The following is a 14,970-nucleotide window of genomic DNA, read 5'->3' as shown; positions in this document are numbered from 1 at the left end:
TGAAATCATCATGAATCCATTAATTATCAAATTAGGCGGCGTACTGCTGGATAGCGAAGAAGCGCTGGAACGTTTGTTTACCGCGTTGGTGAACTATCGTCAGTCTCATCAACGCCCGCTGGTGATAGTTCACGGTGGCGGTTGCCTGGTCGATGAGTTGATGAAAAAGCTTTCTTTGCCAGTGACGAAAAAAAATGGTCTGCGCGTAACGCCTGCCGATCAGATTGACATCATTACCGGTGCGCTGGCGGGTACGGCGAACAAAACCTTGTTGGCGTGGGCAAAAAAACATGACATCAATGGTGTCGGCCTTTGCCTCGGCGATGGCGACAGCGTCACCGTCACTAAACTGGATGAAGAGTTGGGCCATGTGGGCCTGGCAAAACCGGGTTCAGCTAAGCTGATTACCACGCTGTTGGATTCCGGTTTCCTGCCGATTGTCAGCTCTATTGGCGTGACCGTCGAAGGCGAGTTGATGAACGTGAATGCTGACCAGGCGGCTACGGCGCTGGCAGCAACCCTCGGCGCGGATTTAATTCTGCTGTCAGACGTCAGCGGTATTCTGGATGGTAAAGGGCAACGCATTGCAGAAATGACGGCGGCGAAAGCTGAGCAGTTAATTGCTCAGGGCATCATTACCGACGGCATGATAGTTAAAGTTAACGCGGCGCTGGATGCAGCACGCACGCTGGGTCGCCCGGTGGATATCGCATCCTGGCGTCACGCGGAGCAGTTACCTTCTTTGTTCAACGGTGTAGCCATTGGCACCCGGATTCTGGCCTAGTTTAAAAATAAGTTTTTGAAGGATAAGACAATGCAAAATCACGGCATCAAAAAAATCGTTCTCGCATACTCTGGCGGCCTGGATACTTCTGCCATCATTCCATGGCTGAAAGAAAACTACGGCGGCTGTGAAGTGGTCGCATGTGTTGTGGATATTGGCCAGGATCGTGAAGACCTGAAAGGCGTAGAACAAAAAGCACTGCGCTCTGGCGCAACTGAGTGCTACGTCGTAGATGCACGTGAAGAGTTCATCAGTGACTATGTTTACCCAGTATTGCAGACCGGCGCGCTGTACGAAGGCACCTATCTGCTGGGGACTTCAATGGCACGTCCGCTTATCGCTAAAGCGCTGGTGGATGTAGCAAATAAAGTTGGCGCAGATGCGCTGTGCCACGGTGCGACCGGCAAAGGTAACGACCAGGTGCGTTTCGAGTCTGCATGGGCGGCACTGGCACCACATCTGAAAGTGGTTGCGCCATGGCGTGAGTGGAACCTGCGTTCCCGTGAAGCGCTGCTTGATTACCTGAAAGAGCGTGACATCCCAACTACCGCTTCGCTGGAGAAAATCTATAGCCGCGACGAAAACGCCTGGCACATCTCCACCGAAGGCGGCGTGCTGGAAAGCCCGTGGAATGCACCGAACAAAGATTGCTGGGTCTGGACTGTTGATCCTAAAGAAGCGCCAGATCAGGCTGAAGACGTTACCGTTACCGTTAAGAAAGGCAAAGTCGTTGCCGTTAACGGTGAAGCAATGACGCCATTCCAGTGCCTGGAAACACTGAACAAGATTGGTTCTAAGCACGGCATTGGTCGTATTGATATCGTAGAAAACCGTCTGGTAGGGATTAAATCCCGTGGCTGCTACGAAACCCCAGGAGGCACCATTATGATGGCTGCACTGCGTGGCGTTGAGCAGCTGGTTCTGGATCGCGATAGCTTCAAATGGCGTGAGCAACTGGGCCTGGAAATGTCCTACGTGGTTTACGATGGCCGTTGGTTCGCACCGCTGCGTAAATCTCTGCAGGCATCTGCTGAATCTCTGGCAGAAGAAGTGAACGGTGAAGTGATTCTTGAGCTGTATAAAGGCCATGTCACTGCGAAGCAGAAAAAGTCTCCAAACAGCCTGTATAGCGAAGAGTTCGCAACATTCGGCGAAGATGAAGTTTATGACCACAGCCACGCTGGCGGTTTTATCCGTCTGTTCTCGTTGTCGTCACGGATTCGTGCTTTGAACGAATTGAAGAAGTAATCAGGCTATCTTACTTGCCATTTTGAACCCGGGCAGTGCTCAGAATCCTCGCGTACTACATGTACGCTCCGGTTCCTGCGTGCTGGCCGTGTCCAAACTGTCTTCGACGATAACGCCTGAGGGTATTTAAGTAACTTAATTTAATGGAGCATCAATATGGCACTTTGGGGTGGACGTTTTACTCAGGCAGCAGATCAGCGGTTCAAATCGTTCAATGATTCATTGCGCTTTGACTACCGACTGGCTGAGCAAGATATTGTGGGTTCTGTCGCCTGGTCCAAAGCGCTGGTTACTGTTGGTGTTCTGACTGTTGCTGAGCAGCAGGAGCTTGAGCAGGCATTGAACTTCCTGTTGGAAGAAGTGCAGGCAAATCCGCAGGCAATTCTTGAGAGCGATGCGGAAGATATTCACAGCTGGGTGGAAGGCAAACTCATCGATAAAGTCGGTGCGTTGGGTAAGAAACTCCACACTGGTCGTAGCCGTAATGACCAGGTCGCCACGGATCTTAAATTGTGGTGCAAAATGCAAATCAGTGAACTGCTGGAGGCCACTCGCCAACTGCAACATGCGCTGATTGAAACCGCAGAAAACAATCAAGACGCTGTGATGCCGGGTTATACGCACTTGCAACGTGCGCAGCCGGTGACTTTTGCACACTGGTGCCTGGCCTATGTTGAAATGCTGGCGCGCGATGAAAGCCGTTTGCAAAGTACGCTTGAGCGTCTCGACGTTAGCCCGTTGGGCAGCGGTGCATTGGCAGGTACAGCCTATGAAATCGACCGTGATCAACTGGCGGGCTGGTTAGGTTTTGCATCTGCGACGCGCAACAGCCTGGACAGTGTGTCTGACCGTGATCACGTGCTTGAACTGCTTTCTGACGCATCTATCGGCATGGTTCACTTGTCTCGCTTTGCTGAAGACCTGATTTTCTTCAACACCGGCGAAGCAGGGTTTGTTGAGTTATCTGATCGCGTGACCTCTGGCTCTTCCTTAATGCCTCAAAAGAAAAACCCGGATGCGCTGGAGCTGATTCGTGGCAAATGTGGCCGTGTGCAGGGAGCTTTGACTGGCATGATGATGACCCTGAAAGGGCTGCCGCTGGCGTATAACAAGGATATGCAGGAAGACAAAGAAGGCCTGTTCGACGCGCTCGACACCTGGCTTGATTGCTTGCATATGTCCGTGCTGGTGCTCGATGGTATCCAGGTGAAACGTCCACGTTGTAAAGAAGCTGCCGAGCAGGGTTATGCTAACGCAACCGAGCTGGCTGATTACCTGGTAGCGAAAGGCGTTCCGTTCCGTGAAGCGCACCATATCGTGGGTGAAGCGGTGGTAGAAGCAATTCGCCAGGGCAAAGCACTGGAGGCATTGTCGCTTGCTGATTTACAGAAATTTAGTGGCGCAATCGGTGATGATGTTTATCCGATTTTGTCTCTGCAATCGTGCCTGGATAAACGTGCAGCCAAGGGCGGCGTCTCTCCTCAACAGGTGGCTTTGGCGATTGCCGATGCGAAGCAGCGCCTGGTGTAAATGATTTGCAGGATAAAATGAGCCTGGCCTTCTGCCGGGCTTTTTTTGTATCTAACGAATAAAAAAAGAGCGGACTTAATGTCCGCTAAATGATTCACGTTGGCTTCAGTACTTAGTTCGGAGAACAGGCGTTTCCCTACAACACAACCACGCTTCATGGATGGTTTGTGCTGTTGATGGCTATTATTCAATATGAATGGTTGATAGGGATAATCGTTCGTTGCTATGATTTCTATCGCCATGGGCTATCATGGCGACGGAGGATAGAGAATGAATATTCGTGATCTAGAATACCTGGTGGCGCTGTCTGAGCATCGTCACTTTCGTCGGGCAGCGGATGCCTGCCATGTCAGTCAGCCAACGCTTAGCGGCCAGATTCGGAAACTTGAAGATGAACTCGGCGTGATGTTGCTTGAACGCACCAGCCGTAAAGTGTTGTTCACTCAGGCGGGTTTGTTGCTGGTGGACCAGGCTCGCACTGTACTGCGAGAAGTTAAAGTCCTTAAAGAAATGGCGAGTCAGCAGGGCGAGGCGATGTCCGGACCGCTGCACATTGGCTTAATTCCAACCGTTGGGCCTTATCTGCTGCCGCAGATTATCCCAATGCTGCATAAAACTTTCCCCAAACTAGAAATGTATCTGCACGAGGCGCAAACCCATCAGCTGTTAGCGCAGCTTGATAGCGGAAAACTCGATTGTGCGATTCTCGCTTTGGTGAAAGAGAGCGAAGCCTTTATTGAAGTGCCGTTGTTTGATGAGCCAATGATGCTGGCGATCTATCAGGATCACCCGTGGGCGGACCGTGATCGCGTACCATTGTCGGATCTTGCCGGTGAAAAGTTGCTGATGCTCGAAGACGGGCATTGCCTGCGCGATCAGGCGCTGGGTTTCTGTTTTGAAGCGGGAGCTGAAGAAGACACGCATTTCCGTGCAACCAGCCTTGAAACGCTGCGTAACATGGTCGCTGCCGGAAGTGGGATAACATTGTTACCTGCGCTGGCCGTTCCAAACGAGCGCTGCCGTGACGGCGTGGTTTATCTGCCATGTTATAAACCAGAGCCGCGTCGTACTATTGGCCTGGTTTATCGTCCGGGTTCTCCACTACGTGGCCGCTATGAGCAACTCGCAGAGGCCATCCGTACACATATGGATGGCCATTTTGAGTCAGAGTTAAAACAAGCGGTTCAAGCCGTTTAAAGCCGCTACCCGATAGGCCTCCGCCATCGTCGGGTAGTTGAAGGTGGTGTTAACAAAGTACTCAATCGTGTTGCCGCCACCTTTCTGCTCCATAATTGCCTGGCCGATGTGAATAATTTCTGCCGCGCGTTCACCAAAGCAGTGAATCCCTAAAATCTCTTTCGTCTCACGATGGAAGAGAATTTTTAGCGTACCCACGTTCATACCGACAATTTGCGCGCGAGCGAGATGTTTGAACTGCGCCCGTCCCACTTCGTACGGTACTTTCATCGACGTTAATTGCTGCTCGGTTTTGCCGACTGAACTAATTTCCGGGATGGTATAAATACCGGTCGGAATATCTTCAATCAGATGCGCCGTTGCTTCGCCTTTAACCAGGGCCTGGGCCGCGATTCTGCCCTGATCGTAAGCCGCAGATGCCAGGCTTGGGTAACCAATCACATCGCCGACGGCATAGATATGCGGTTGTGCGGTCTGATACATGCTGTTGACCTTCAACAGACCGCGGCCATCGGCTTCCAGCCCAACATTTTCCAGTGACAGCGAATCGGTATTACCCGTGCGCCCGTTCGCATAAAGCAGGCAGTCGGCTTTCACTTTTTTGCCTGATTTTAGCGAGACAATAACGCCATCTTCCACGCCTTCGATGTTCTCAAACTCTTCGTTGTGGCGAATAACGACACCGCTATTCCAGAAGTGGTAAGAGAGCGAGTCGGACATCTCTTGATCGAGAAATGCCAACAGGCGATCGCGGGTATTAATCAAATCAACCTTGACGTTCATGCCACGGAAAATCGACGCATACTCGCAGCCAATCACCCCTGCGCCATAAATAATGACGTGGCGTGGTTCGTGATGCAGATTAAGAATGGAATCGCTGTCGTACACTCGCGGATGGCTGAAATCGACTTCTGGCGGACGATAAGGGCGCGAGCCACAAGCAATAATGAACTTCTCGGCGGTGATCATCTCCACCGAGCCATCATGGCATTCCAGCGAAATAGTATGCGCATCTACAAAACGTGCATCCCCCTGTAACATCTCGCAGCGATTACGCTCATAAAAGCTCTGGCGCATGCGAGTTTGTTGGTTAATGACGCTATCAGCGTGATTAAGAATGTCGGCAAAGGAAGAACGGAGGAGATGGGTGTGGTCGCTATATAAAGGGTTTTGGTTAAATTCGATAATGCGGCTGACTGCGTGGCGCAGCGCCTTTGAGGGGATGGTTCCCCAGTGAGTGCAACCGCCACCCACGTTATGGTAGCGCTCAACAACGGCTACCCTTGCTCCGAGTTTCACCAGCCCCATTGCGGCACCTTCGCCGCCAGGACCGGAACCAATTACTATTGCGTCATAATCGTAGGTGTGTGACATGGTAAGGCTTACCTGTTCTTATACATAAAAGCAACACAATGGTAACATCAACAGCGGGATAACCCAATTATCCTTGTGCTTTTTGCTGTGTAACGCGAGGCGGCTCGCGTAAACAATCATTCACAATCCTGTATAAAACCAGTTAAGTTATTCTCTGGTATAGTGCGAGTTCGATTAAGAGATTCAGGCAATATGATGGGTGTAAGAGCGCAACAAAAAGAAAGAACCAGGCGTTCTCTGGTCGAAGCCGCGTTTAGCCAGTTAAGTGCTGAACGAAGTTTTGCCAGCCTGAGTTTGCGCGAGGTCGCCCGTGAGGCTGGTATAGCGCCAACATCGTTTTATCGCCACTTTCGTGATGTTGACGAACTGGGTTTAACGATGGTTGATGAAAGTGGCCTGATGTTGCGCCAGTTGATGCGTCAGGCACGGCAAAGAATTGCTAAAGGCGGAAGTGTAATCCGTACCTCCGTCTCAACATTTATGGAATTTATCGGTAATAATCCCAACGCGTTCCGTTTGTTGTTGCGTGAGCGTTCCGGAACTTCTGCCGCATTTCGTGCCGCTGTTGCCCGTGAAATTCAGCACTTTATTGCGGAACTTGCTGACTATCTGGAACTCGAAAATCGCATGCCTCGCAGCTTTACTGAAGCGCAGGCAGAAGCAATGGTTACGATTGTCTTTAGTGCTGGTGCTGAAGCGCTGGACGTTGATGCCGATCAGCGTCGTCAGCTTGAAGAGCGCCTGGTACTTCAGTTACGCATGATTTCAAAAGGTGCGTACTACTGGTATCGCCGGGAGCAAGAAAAAGTGGCATTAGCTCAAATATCTGAAGAGTGAGTAAAGGAAGAGCAATGAAACAGTTACAAGAGAGAGGTACGCTCGGGTTTGCGTTTATTGCAGGCCTGGCAATTAACGGAACGTTTGTCGCGCTATTTAGCTCGGTCGTACCGTTTTCCATTTTCCCGATGATCACGTTGGTGCTAACAGTGTACTGTTTGCATCAACGCTACCTGAACCGTACGATGCCAGTTGGCCTACCAAGTATTGCTGCGGCGTGCTTCGTGTTAGGGGTCTTGTTATATAGCGCGGTTGTGCGGGCTGAGTATCCGGCGATTGGCTCTAACTTCTTGCCTGCGGTGCTTTCAGTCGCATTGCTGTTCTGGATTGGTTTCAAAGTTCGTGCCCGTAAAGCGCAGGTCACTGAATAGTATTCCTAGCCAGAAATAATAACGGACGCCTCGGCGTCCGTTTTGCTATTTGCGTGTCAGCCACACACCGCATTCCATATGATGTGTATACGGGAACTGGTCGAAGAGCGCCAGACGCGACACATTATGGGTTTCGCTTAATACTTCCAGATTCTCGCATAGGGTTTGTGGATTGCAGGAAATATAGAGAATACGCGGGTATGCCTGCACCATCTTCACCGTGTCTGCATCCAGGCCGCTACGCGGTGGATCGACGAAAATGGTTTCGCACTGATAGCCTTTCAGGTCGATACCTTTCAGGCGCTTAAACTCACGTACGCCATTCATTGCCTGAGTAAAATCCTCTGCTGCCATACGAATAATCTGCACGTTTTCAATTTCATTCGCCGCAATGTTGTACTGTGCAGCCGCAACTGACGGTTTGGCGATTTCAGTCGCCAGCACGCGGTTAAAGTTTCGTGCCAGCGCCAGGGAGAAGTTACCGTTACCACAGTACAATTCCAGCAAATCGCCCCTGGAACCCTGAGTTGCATCCAGTGCCCATTCCAGCATATGAACATTCATCGCGGCATTCGGCTGAGTAAAACTATTCTCAACCTGGCGATAAATCATCTCTTTACCGGCAACGGTCAAACGCTCATCAATGAAATCCTGATCTAACTCGATTTTGGTCTTTGTAGCACGGCCAATTAAATGCACGTTGAAACCCTGGGCACGCAGATTATCGCGCAATGCTTCAGCGTGTTGCTGCCACTCTTCATCCAACTTGCGATGATAAAGTAACGAAACCACAGCCTGATTGCTCATGGTAGTCAGATAATCAATCTGGAAAAGCTTATAACGTAGGGCGGGAATATCACGTACTCCATCGAGCATTGCTGGCATTAGCGCGTTGATAAGCGCACTTGCTGCCGGGAAACTATTGACTCGAATACGTTGCTTGGTTTCCTGGTCAAACATGATGTGGTACAGGTCGCCTTCATCGTGCCAGATGCGGAATTCAGCGCGCATCCGATAATGGCTGACTGGCGAACGGAACACCTCCGGCGCGGGAGCTGCAAAAGGGGCCATCATGCTTTGCAAGCGGGCGACTTTTTCGGCCAGTTGCGCGTCGTATTGTTCAATCGGGAGATGTTCGGGGGTCATGAGCTGATACCTGTAAGTAAAGTCAAACTACGCGGCGAATTGTAGGGAATAGGTGCGTGATGTCCAGTGCTGTTGCATTTTGATGCTTATAGACAAGATTATTAACAACGTCGTAGCATAGCGTTTCCGGCCTTTTTACAAGTTAAAAGGGAACCCAGTGCAATTCTGGGGCTGACGCGCAGCGGTAAGGAATAGTGGGATGAGAGCCAAGTGCAGACACTGCTTAATAAAGTGGGAAGTCATCATCCGTAAAACACCTCCAAGCCCGAAGACCTGCCGGTATACGTCGCAATCTGCATAACTATCGCGTGCTATCTGTTATGTCTGCGGCATCCTTAATGGAAGTGGATGCTTATATAAATGATGATTAAAAAACTTTCGCTGTTTACGGCTGTGTCCGTAACGGCTTTTTCTGCCTGGGCGCAAGACAGCAATTCTGATGACACTCTAATCGTAACGGCAAACCGTTTTCAGCAACCGGTGAATACTGTGTTGGCTCCTACCGATGTTGTGACCAAAGCGGACATAGAAAGATGGCAGTCAAAAACGGTGCTGGATGTTATGCGTCGCTTGCCTGGTGTTGATATCGCACAAAACGGTGGTATGGGACAAAGTGCATCACTTTTTGTTCGCGGGACAGAGGCACGACATGTTTTAGTTTTGGTTGATGGCATTCCTATTGCCCGTCCTGGAATTTCAAATAATTCCGATATAGACCAAATTCCGGTATCCCTGGTTCAGCGAATTGAATACATACGGGGGCCGCGTTCAGCTGTTTATGGTTCGGGTGCTATTGGCGGGGTCGTCAACATTATTACCCAGGATGGCGATGATCGTTCGCAGATTAATGCAGGCATCGGCTCGAATGGCTATCAGCAATATGATGGCACTTTACGCCAAAAGGTTGGCGATACTGTCTTCACGGCGGCTGGGGCGTATCAGACTACAAATGGTTTTAATGTTCAACCTGGCTCAAGTTATAGCGGTGATGCCGATCGAGATGGGTATCGTAATAAACTGTTCTGGGGCGGTGTTGAGCATAAATTCAATGATAATTTTGCTGGTTTCTTCCGGGGTTACGGTTATTCCAGCAATGCAGATTATGATCAAGGTAATTGGGGTTACGATGGCGGTGGTGATGAGCATCAAAACTACACCCAGTCTTGGGATACCGGCCTGAATTTCAATTCTGGAATTTACTCGTCGCAATTACTGGCTAATTATCAGCGCATAAAAGATTACAACTACAGTAGCCTGGCTGGACGTTATCAAGAAGGGACAACTCTTGATGATATGGAACAACGTTATATCCAGTGGGGTAATAATGTTGAAGTCGGGCACGGCGCGATAAGCGCAGGAATCGACTGGAAACAAGAAAAGCTGACTTCTTATGGTGAAACCTATGCTGGCGCGCCTGCGAAAGATAGTTATACGCGTGATAACACAGGCCTTTACCTTACTGGCCAACAGCAGATAGAAAGCGTTACTTTGGAAGCCTCTGGTCGTGAAGACCATGATGAGCAATTTGGCTGGCATGGTACATGGCAAACTGCTGCTGGTTGGGAATTTGTAGAAGGTTACCGTACGACACTTTCTTACGGTACAGGATTCCTCGCACCATCTTTAGGGCAACAGTTTGGTGCGGACCGTTTTGGTATTGCTTCCAATCCAAATCTGAAACCAGAAGAGTCAAAACAATGGGAAGCCGGATTGGAAGGTTTAACCGGTCCATTGGATTGGCGCTTATCGGCATACCGCTACAAAATTCAAAACCTCATTGATTACGACAATAATAGTTACTACAACGTAAAATCCGCGACGATTAAAGGTATGGAATGGACTGGAAGCGTGACTACAGGTCCGGTGGACCATCGCTTGACACTTCAGTACATCAATCCACGCGATGATGAAACCGATAAATTATTACTTCGTCGTGCAAAACAGCAGGTGAAGTATGAATTGAGTGGTCAAGTGTATCAGTTGGGTTGGGATGTCACTTACCAATATATGGGTGAACGTTATGACTATGATTATGACTCCAGCAGCGATGTAAAAATGGGCGGGGTAAGTTTATGGGATCTCGCTGCCTCATATCCAATAACCTCTCATCTCACCGTTCGTGGTAGAATCGCCAACCTGTTCGATAAAGATTACGAGACGGTTTATGGCTATCAAACCCCAGGACGGGAATACTACCTCACTGGCAGCTATACCTTCTAATACACGTCCCACCGTACTGGTTTTTGACTCCGGTGTCGGTGGGCTTTCTGTGTATGACGAAGTCCGGCAGCTTTTGCCTGACCTGCACTATATATATGCTTTCGATAACGTAGCATTTCCCTACGGCGAGAAAAGCGAAGAGTTCATAGTTGAGCGCGTAGTTGAAATTGTTACTGCGGTTCAGGAACGCTACCCACTCGCACTCGCTATCATCGCCTGCAATACGGTGAGTACCGTTTCGCTTCCCGCGCTCCGTGAGAAATTTGCTTTCCCTGTTGTAGGCGTTGTTCCAGCTATTAAGCCTGCTGCACGCCTGACGACTAATGGTGTGGTTGGTTTACTGGCGACTCGCGGTACAGTTCGCCGTCCTTATACGCACGAACTGGTCGCACGCTTTGCCTCGGAATGCAAAATCGAAATGCTCGGTTCGGCGGAACTGGTGGAATTAGCAGAAGCCAAGTTACATGGTCAACCTGTCGACCTTGAGGAACTGCGTAAAATCCTTCGGCCGTGGCTAAGAATGAAAGAACCACCAGATACAGTGGTATTGGGTTGCACCCATTTCCCTCTATTAGAAGAAGAGTTGCTGGAAGTCCTGCCGGAAGGCACTCGATTGATAGATTCAGGTGCTGCAATTGCTCGCCGTACGGTATGGCTTTTAGAACATGAATCTCCGAATGCATTATCTGCAGATGAGAATATTGCGTTCTGCATGGGGCTCACGCCAGAGATTGCTCAATTAGCACCCGTTTTACAGCGTTATGGCTTTCCAAGGCTTGAAAAACTAGCTGTATGCAGCGATTTTGAATAAAAAAGAGACGGTTGAAATAAAAATTGAAAATAGGGGTTGTCAGCTTCCAGAAAATCCCTATACTGCGCCTCCACTGACACGGCACAACGGCTTACAAACCGGCTGGTTAGTTGGAGAAAAGCGCGAAATAATCGCTTGACTCTGAAAGAGGAAAGCGTAATATACGCCACCTCGAGTTAGCAAGCGAAAGCGCGCAACTCACTGCTCTTTAACAATTTATCAGACAATCTGTGTGGGCACTCGCAGGATTGATATCTCAGATACCTTTGGGTATCACAAAAAATATCAAGTCTTGAAGAGTGACCAAGCAGTAATTCATTTAGTTGAATTATTACGAAAGTTAATTTTTGAGCACCGCTTCACGAGTTGAAGCAAATCAAGCTTTTAATTGAAGAGTTTGATCATGGCTCAGATTGAACGCTGGCGGCAGGCCTAACACATGCAAGTCGAGCGGTAGCACAGGGAGCTTGCTCCTGGGTGACGAGCGGCGGACGGGTGAGTAATGTCTGGGAAACTGCCTGATGGAGGGGGATAACTACTGGAAACGGTAGCTAATACCGCATAACGTCTTCGGACCAAAGAGGGGGACCTTCGGGCCTCTTGCCATCAGATGTGCCCAGATGGGATTAGCTAGTAGGTGAGGTAATGGCTCACCTAGGCGACGATCCCTAGCTGGTCTGAGAGGATGACCAGCCACACTGGAACTGAGACACGGTCCAGACTCCTACGGGAGGCAGCAGTGGGGAATATTGCACAATGGGCGCAAGCCTGATGCAGCCATGCCGCGTGTATGAAGAAGGCCTTCGGGTTGTAAAGTACTTTCAGCGAGGAGGAAGGCATTGTGGTTAATAACCGCAGTGATTGACGTTACTCGCAGAAGAAGCACCGGCTAACTCCGTGCCAGCAGCCGCGGTAATACGGAGGGTGCAAGCGTTAATCGGAATTACTGGGCGTAAAGCGCACGCAGGCGGTCTGTCAAGTCGGATGTGAAATCCCCGGGCTCAACCTGGGAACTGCATTCGAAACTGGCAGGCTAGAGTCTTGTAGAGGGGGGTAGAATTCCAGGTGTAGCGGTGAAATGCGTAGAGATCTGGAGGAATACCGGTGGCGAAGGCGGCCCCCTGGACAAAGACTGACGCTCAGGTGCGAAAGCGTGGGGAGCAAACAGGATTAGATACCCTGGTAGTCCACGCCGTAAACGATGTCGACTTGGAGGTTGTTCCCTTGAGGAGTGGCTTCCGGAGCTAACGCGTTAAGTCGACCGCCTGGGGAGTACGGCCGCAAGGTTAAAACTCAAATGAATTGACGGGGGCCCGCACAAGCGGTGGAGCATGTGGTTTAATTCGATGCAACGCGAAGAACCTTACCTACTCTTGACATCCACRGAATTCRGCAGAGATGCYTTAGTGCCTTCGGGAACYGTGAGACAGGTGCTGCATGGCTGTCGTCAGCTCGTGTTGTGAAATGTTGGGTTAAGTCCCGCAACGAGCGCAACCCTTATCCTTTGTTGCCAGCGGTTCGGCCGGGAACTCAAAGGAGACTGCCAGTGATAAACTGGAGGAAGGTGGGGATGACGTCAAGTCATCATGGCCCTTACGAGTAGGGCTACACACGTGCTACAATGGCGCATACAAAGAGAAGCGACCTCGCGAGAGCAAGCGGACCTCATAAAGTGCGTCGTAGTCCGGATCGGAGTCTGCAACTCGACTCCGTGAAGTCGGAATCGCTAGTAATCGTAGATCAGAATGCTACGGTGAATACGTTCCCGGGCCTTGTACACACCGCCCGTCACACCATGGGAGTGGGTTGCAAAAGAAGTAGGTAGCTTAACCTTCGGGAGGGCGCTTACCACTTTGTGATTCATGACTGGGGTGAAGTCGTAACAAGGTAACCGTAGGGGAACCTGCGGTTGGATCACCTCCTTACCTGAAAGATACGAACTTGCGTAGTGCTCACACAGATTGTCTGATGATAGTAAATGAGCAAGCGATATCCTGTTATCAGGATCATTCGTGTCCCCATCGTCTAGAGGCCTAGGACACTGCCCTTTCACGGCTGTAACAGGGGTTCGAATCCCCTTGGGGACGCCATCTCCGATAATGTGTGAAAGACATTATCACCGAATATCTCAAAACTGACTTTCGAGTCRTGTTTGAGATATTGCTCTTTAAAAATCCGGAACAAGCTGAAAATTGAAACGACACACTGTTTCCTTTCTCCGTAATAAGAAAGGAAGTGAAGTGTGTTCGAGTCTCTCAAATTTTCACAACATCGATGGTTGTCTTACGAGACACCTTCGGGTTGTGAGGTTAAGCGACTAAGCGTACACGGTGGATGCCCTGGCAGTCAGAGGCGATGAAGGACGTGCTAATCTGCGATAAGCGTCGGTAAGGTGATATGAACCGTTATAACCGACGATTTCCGAATGGGGAAACCCAGTGTGATTCGTCACACTATCGTTAAGTGAATACATAGCTTAACGAAGCGAACCGGGGGAACTGAAACATCTAAGTACCCCGAGGAAAAGAAATCAACCGAGATTCCCCCAGTAGCGGCGAGCGAACGGGGAGCAGCCCAGAGTCTGAATCAGTTTGTGTATTAGTGGAAGCGTCTGGAAAGTCGCAGGGTACAGGGTGATACTCCCGTACACAAAAATACACCTACTGTGAACTCGAAGAGTAGGGCGGGACACGTGGTATCCTGTCTGAATATGGGGGGACCATCCTCCAAGGCTAAATACTCCTGACTGACCGATAGTGAACCAGTACCGTGAGGGAAAGGCGAAAAGAACCCCGGCGAGGGGAGTGAAACAGAACCTGAAACCGTGTACGTACAAGCAGTGGGAGCCTCTTTTATGGGGTGACTGCGTACCTTTTGTATAATGGGTCAGCGACTTATATTCTGTAGCAAGGTTAACCGTATAGGGGAGCCGCAGGGAAACCGAGTCTTAACTGGGCGTTAAGTTGCAGGGTATAGACCCGAAACCCGGTGATCTAGCCATGGGCAGGTTGAAGGTTGGGTAACACTAACTGGAGGACCGAACCGACTAATGTTGAAAAATTAGCGGATGACTTGTGGCTGGGGGTGAAAGGCCAATCAAACCGGGAGATAGCTGGTTCTCCCCGAAAGCTATTTAGGTAGCGCCTCGTGAACTCATCTTCGGGGGTAGAGCACTGTTTCGGCTAGGGGGCCATCCCGGCTTACCAACCCGATGCAAACTACGAATACCGAAGAATGTTATCACGGGAGACACACGGCGGGTGCTAACGTCCGTCGTGAAGAGGGAAACAACCCAGACCGCCAGCTAAGGTCCCAAAGTCATGGTTAAGTGGGAAACGATGTGGGAAGGCACAGACAGCCAGGATGTTGGCTTAGAAGCAGCCATCATTTAAAGAAAGCGTAATAGCTCACTGGTCGAGTCGGCCTGCGCGGAAGATGTAACGGKGCTAAAC

Annotated in this window: 10 protein-coding genes, 1 tRNA gene, 2 rRNA genes and 1 riboswitch; of the genes, 11 read left to right on the top strand and 2 right to left on the bottom strand. The window is 50.1% G+C overall.

The genetic code is table 11. The features are described from left to right. Positions 1-7: 7 nt before the first annotated feature. The 4 genes from argB (at position 8) to oxyR (ending at position 4,759) form a co-directional block, all read left to right on the top strand. Positions 8-784: an acetylglutamate kinase gene (argB, locus tag IX31_RS20040; RefSeq protein ID WP_122974069.1), complete on the top strand. Its 777-nt coding sequence runs from the start codon at positions 8-10 to the stop codon at positions 782-784. 30 nt (positions 785-814) lie between these two features. After that, complete coding sequence (locus tag IX31_RS20035) at positions 815-2,032, top strand: argininosuccinate synthase (protein ID WP_034461389.1); 1,218 nt, start codon at positions 815-817, stop codon at positions 2,030-2,032. 156 nt (positions 2,033-2,188) lie between these two features. Then, positions 2,189-3,562 (top strand): argininosuccinate lyase, encoded by a 1,374-nt coding sequence (gene argH / locus IX31_RS20030; RefSeq protein ID WP_034461387.1) that lies wholly within the window; start codon positions 2,189-2,191, stop codon positions 3,560-3,562. A gap of 270 nt (positions 3,563-3,832) precedes the next feature. Next, a complete protein-coding gene (oxyR, locus tag IX31_RS20025; RefSeq protein WP_034461386.1) occupies positions 3,833-4,759 on the top strand; it encodes a DNA-binding transcriptional regulator OxyR in 927 nt (308 codons plus the stop codon). On the opposite strand, the gene sthA is transcribed toward oxyR, so the two are convergent. Beyond that, positions 4,733-6,133, bottom strand: a complete 1,401-nt coding sequence (gene sthA / locus IX31_RS20020; protein WP_034461384.1) for a Si-specific NAD(P)(+) transhydrogenase — start codon at positions 6,131-6,133, stop codon at positions 4,733-4,735. The genes oxyR and sthA overlap by 27 nt on opposite strands. Positions 6,134-6,325: 192 nt before the next feature. Here sthA and fabR point away from each other — a divergent pair, with 192 nt between their 5' ends. Further along, a complete protein-coding gene (gene fabR, locus IX31_RS20015) occupies positions 6,326-6,970 on the top strand; it encodes an HTH-type transcriptional repressor FabR (RefSeq protein WP_115631628.1) in 645 nt (214 codons plus the stop codon). A gap of 14 nt (positions 6,971-6,984) precedes the next feature. Then, positions 6,985-7,341: a YijD family membrane protein gene (locus IX31_RS20010; protein ID WP_034461382.1), complete on the top strand. Its 357-nt coding sequence runs from the start codon at positions 6,985-6,987 to the stop codon at positions 7,339-7,341. Positions 7,342-7,386: 45 nt separating this feature from the next. Here IX31_RS20010 and trmA read toward each other — a convergent pair whose 3' ends face one another. Beyond that, positions 7,387-8,487, bottom strand: coding sequence for a tRNA (uridine(54)-C5)-methyltransferase TrmA (gene trmA, locus IX31_RS20005; protein WP_034461380.1), 1,101 nt, complete (start codon positions 8,485-8,487; stop codon positions 7,387-7,389). A gap of 110 nt (positions 8,488-8,597) precedes the next feature. Further along, positions 8,598-8,782, top strand: a riboswitch (cobalamin riboswitch). Between the two features lie 68 nt (positions 8,783-8,850). Between trmA and btuB the strand changes: the two genes are divergently transcribed. The 5 genes from btuB to IX31_RS19980 all read left to right on the top strand — a co-directional run. Then, positions 8,851-10,707 carry a TonB-dependent vitamin B12 receptor BtuB gene (gene btuB, locus IX31_RS20000; protein WP_034461500.1) on the top strand — a complete coding sequence of 619 codons (1,857 nt, stop codon included), beginning with the start codon at positions 8,851-8,853 and terminating at the stop codon, positions 10,705-10,707. Then, positions 10,652-11,518 (top strand): glutamate racemase, encoded by an 867-nt coding sequence (gene murI, locus IX31_RS19995; RefSeq protein WP_072009488.1) that lies wholly within the window; start codon positions 10,652-10,654, stop codon positions 11,516-11,518. Before btuB ends, murI begins: the two co-directional genes overlap by 56 nt. A 385-nt stretch (positions 11,519-11,903) precedes the next feature. Continuing rightward, a 16S ribosomal RNA gene (locus IX31_RS19990) occupies positions 11,904-13,443 on the top strand. An 89-nt stretch (positions 13,444-13,532) separates the two neighbouring features. Continuing rightward, a tRNA-Glu gene (locus IX31_RS19985) sits at positions 13,533-13,608 on the top strand. A gap of 217 nt (positions 13,609-13,825) precedes the next feature. Beyond that, positions 13,826-14,970: ribosomal RNA gene (locus IX31_RS19980) — 23S ribosomal RNA — on the top strand; the annotation flags it as partial.

Source organism: Buttiauxella noackiae, assembly GCF_000737905.1.
Taxonomy (GTDB): domain Bacteria; phylum Pseudomonadota; class Gammaproteobacteria; order Enterobacterales; family Enterobacteriaceae; genus Buttiauxella; species Buttiauxella noackiae.
This window is presented reverse-complemented; position numbering and strand designations above follow the sequence as displayed.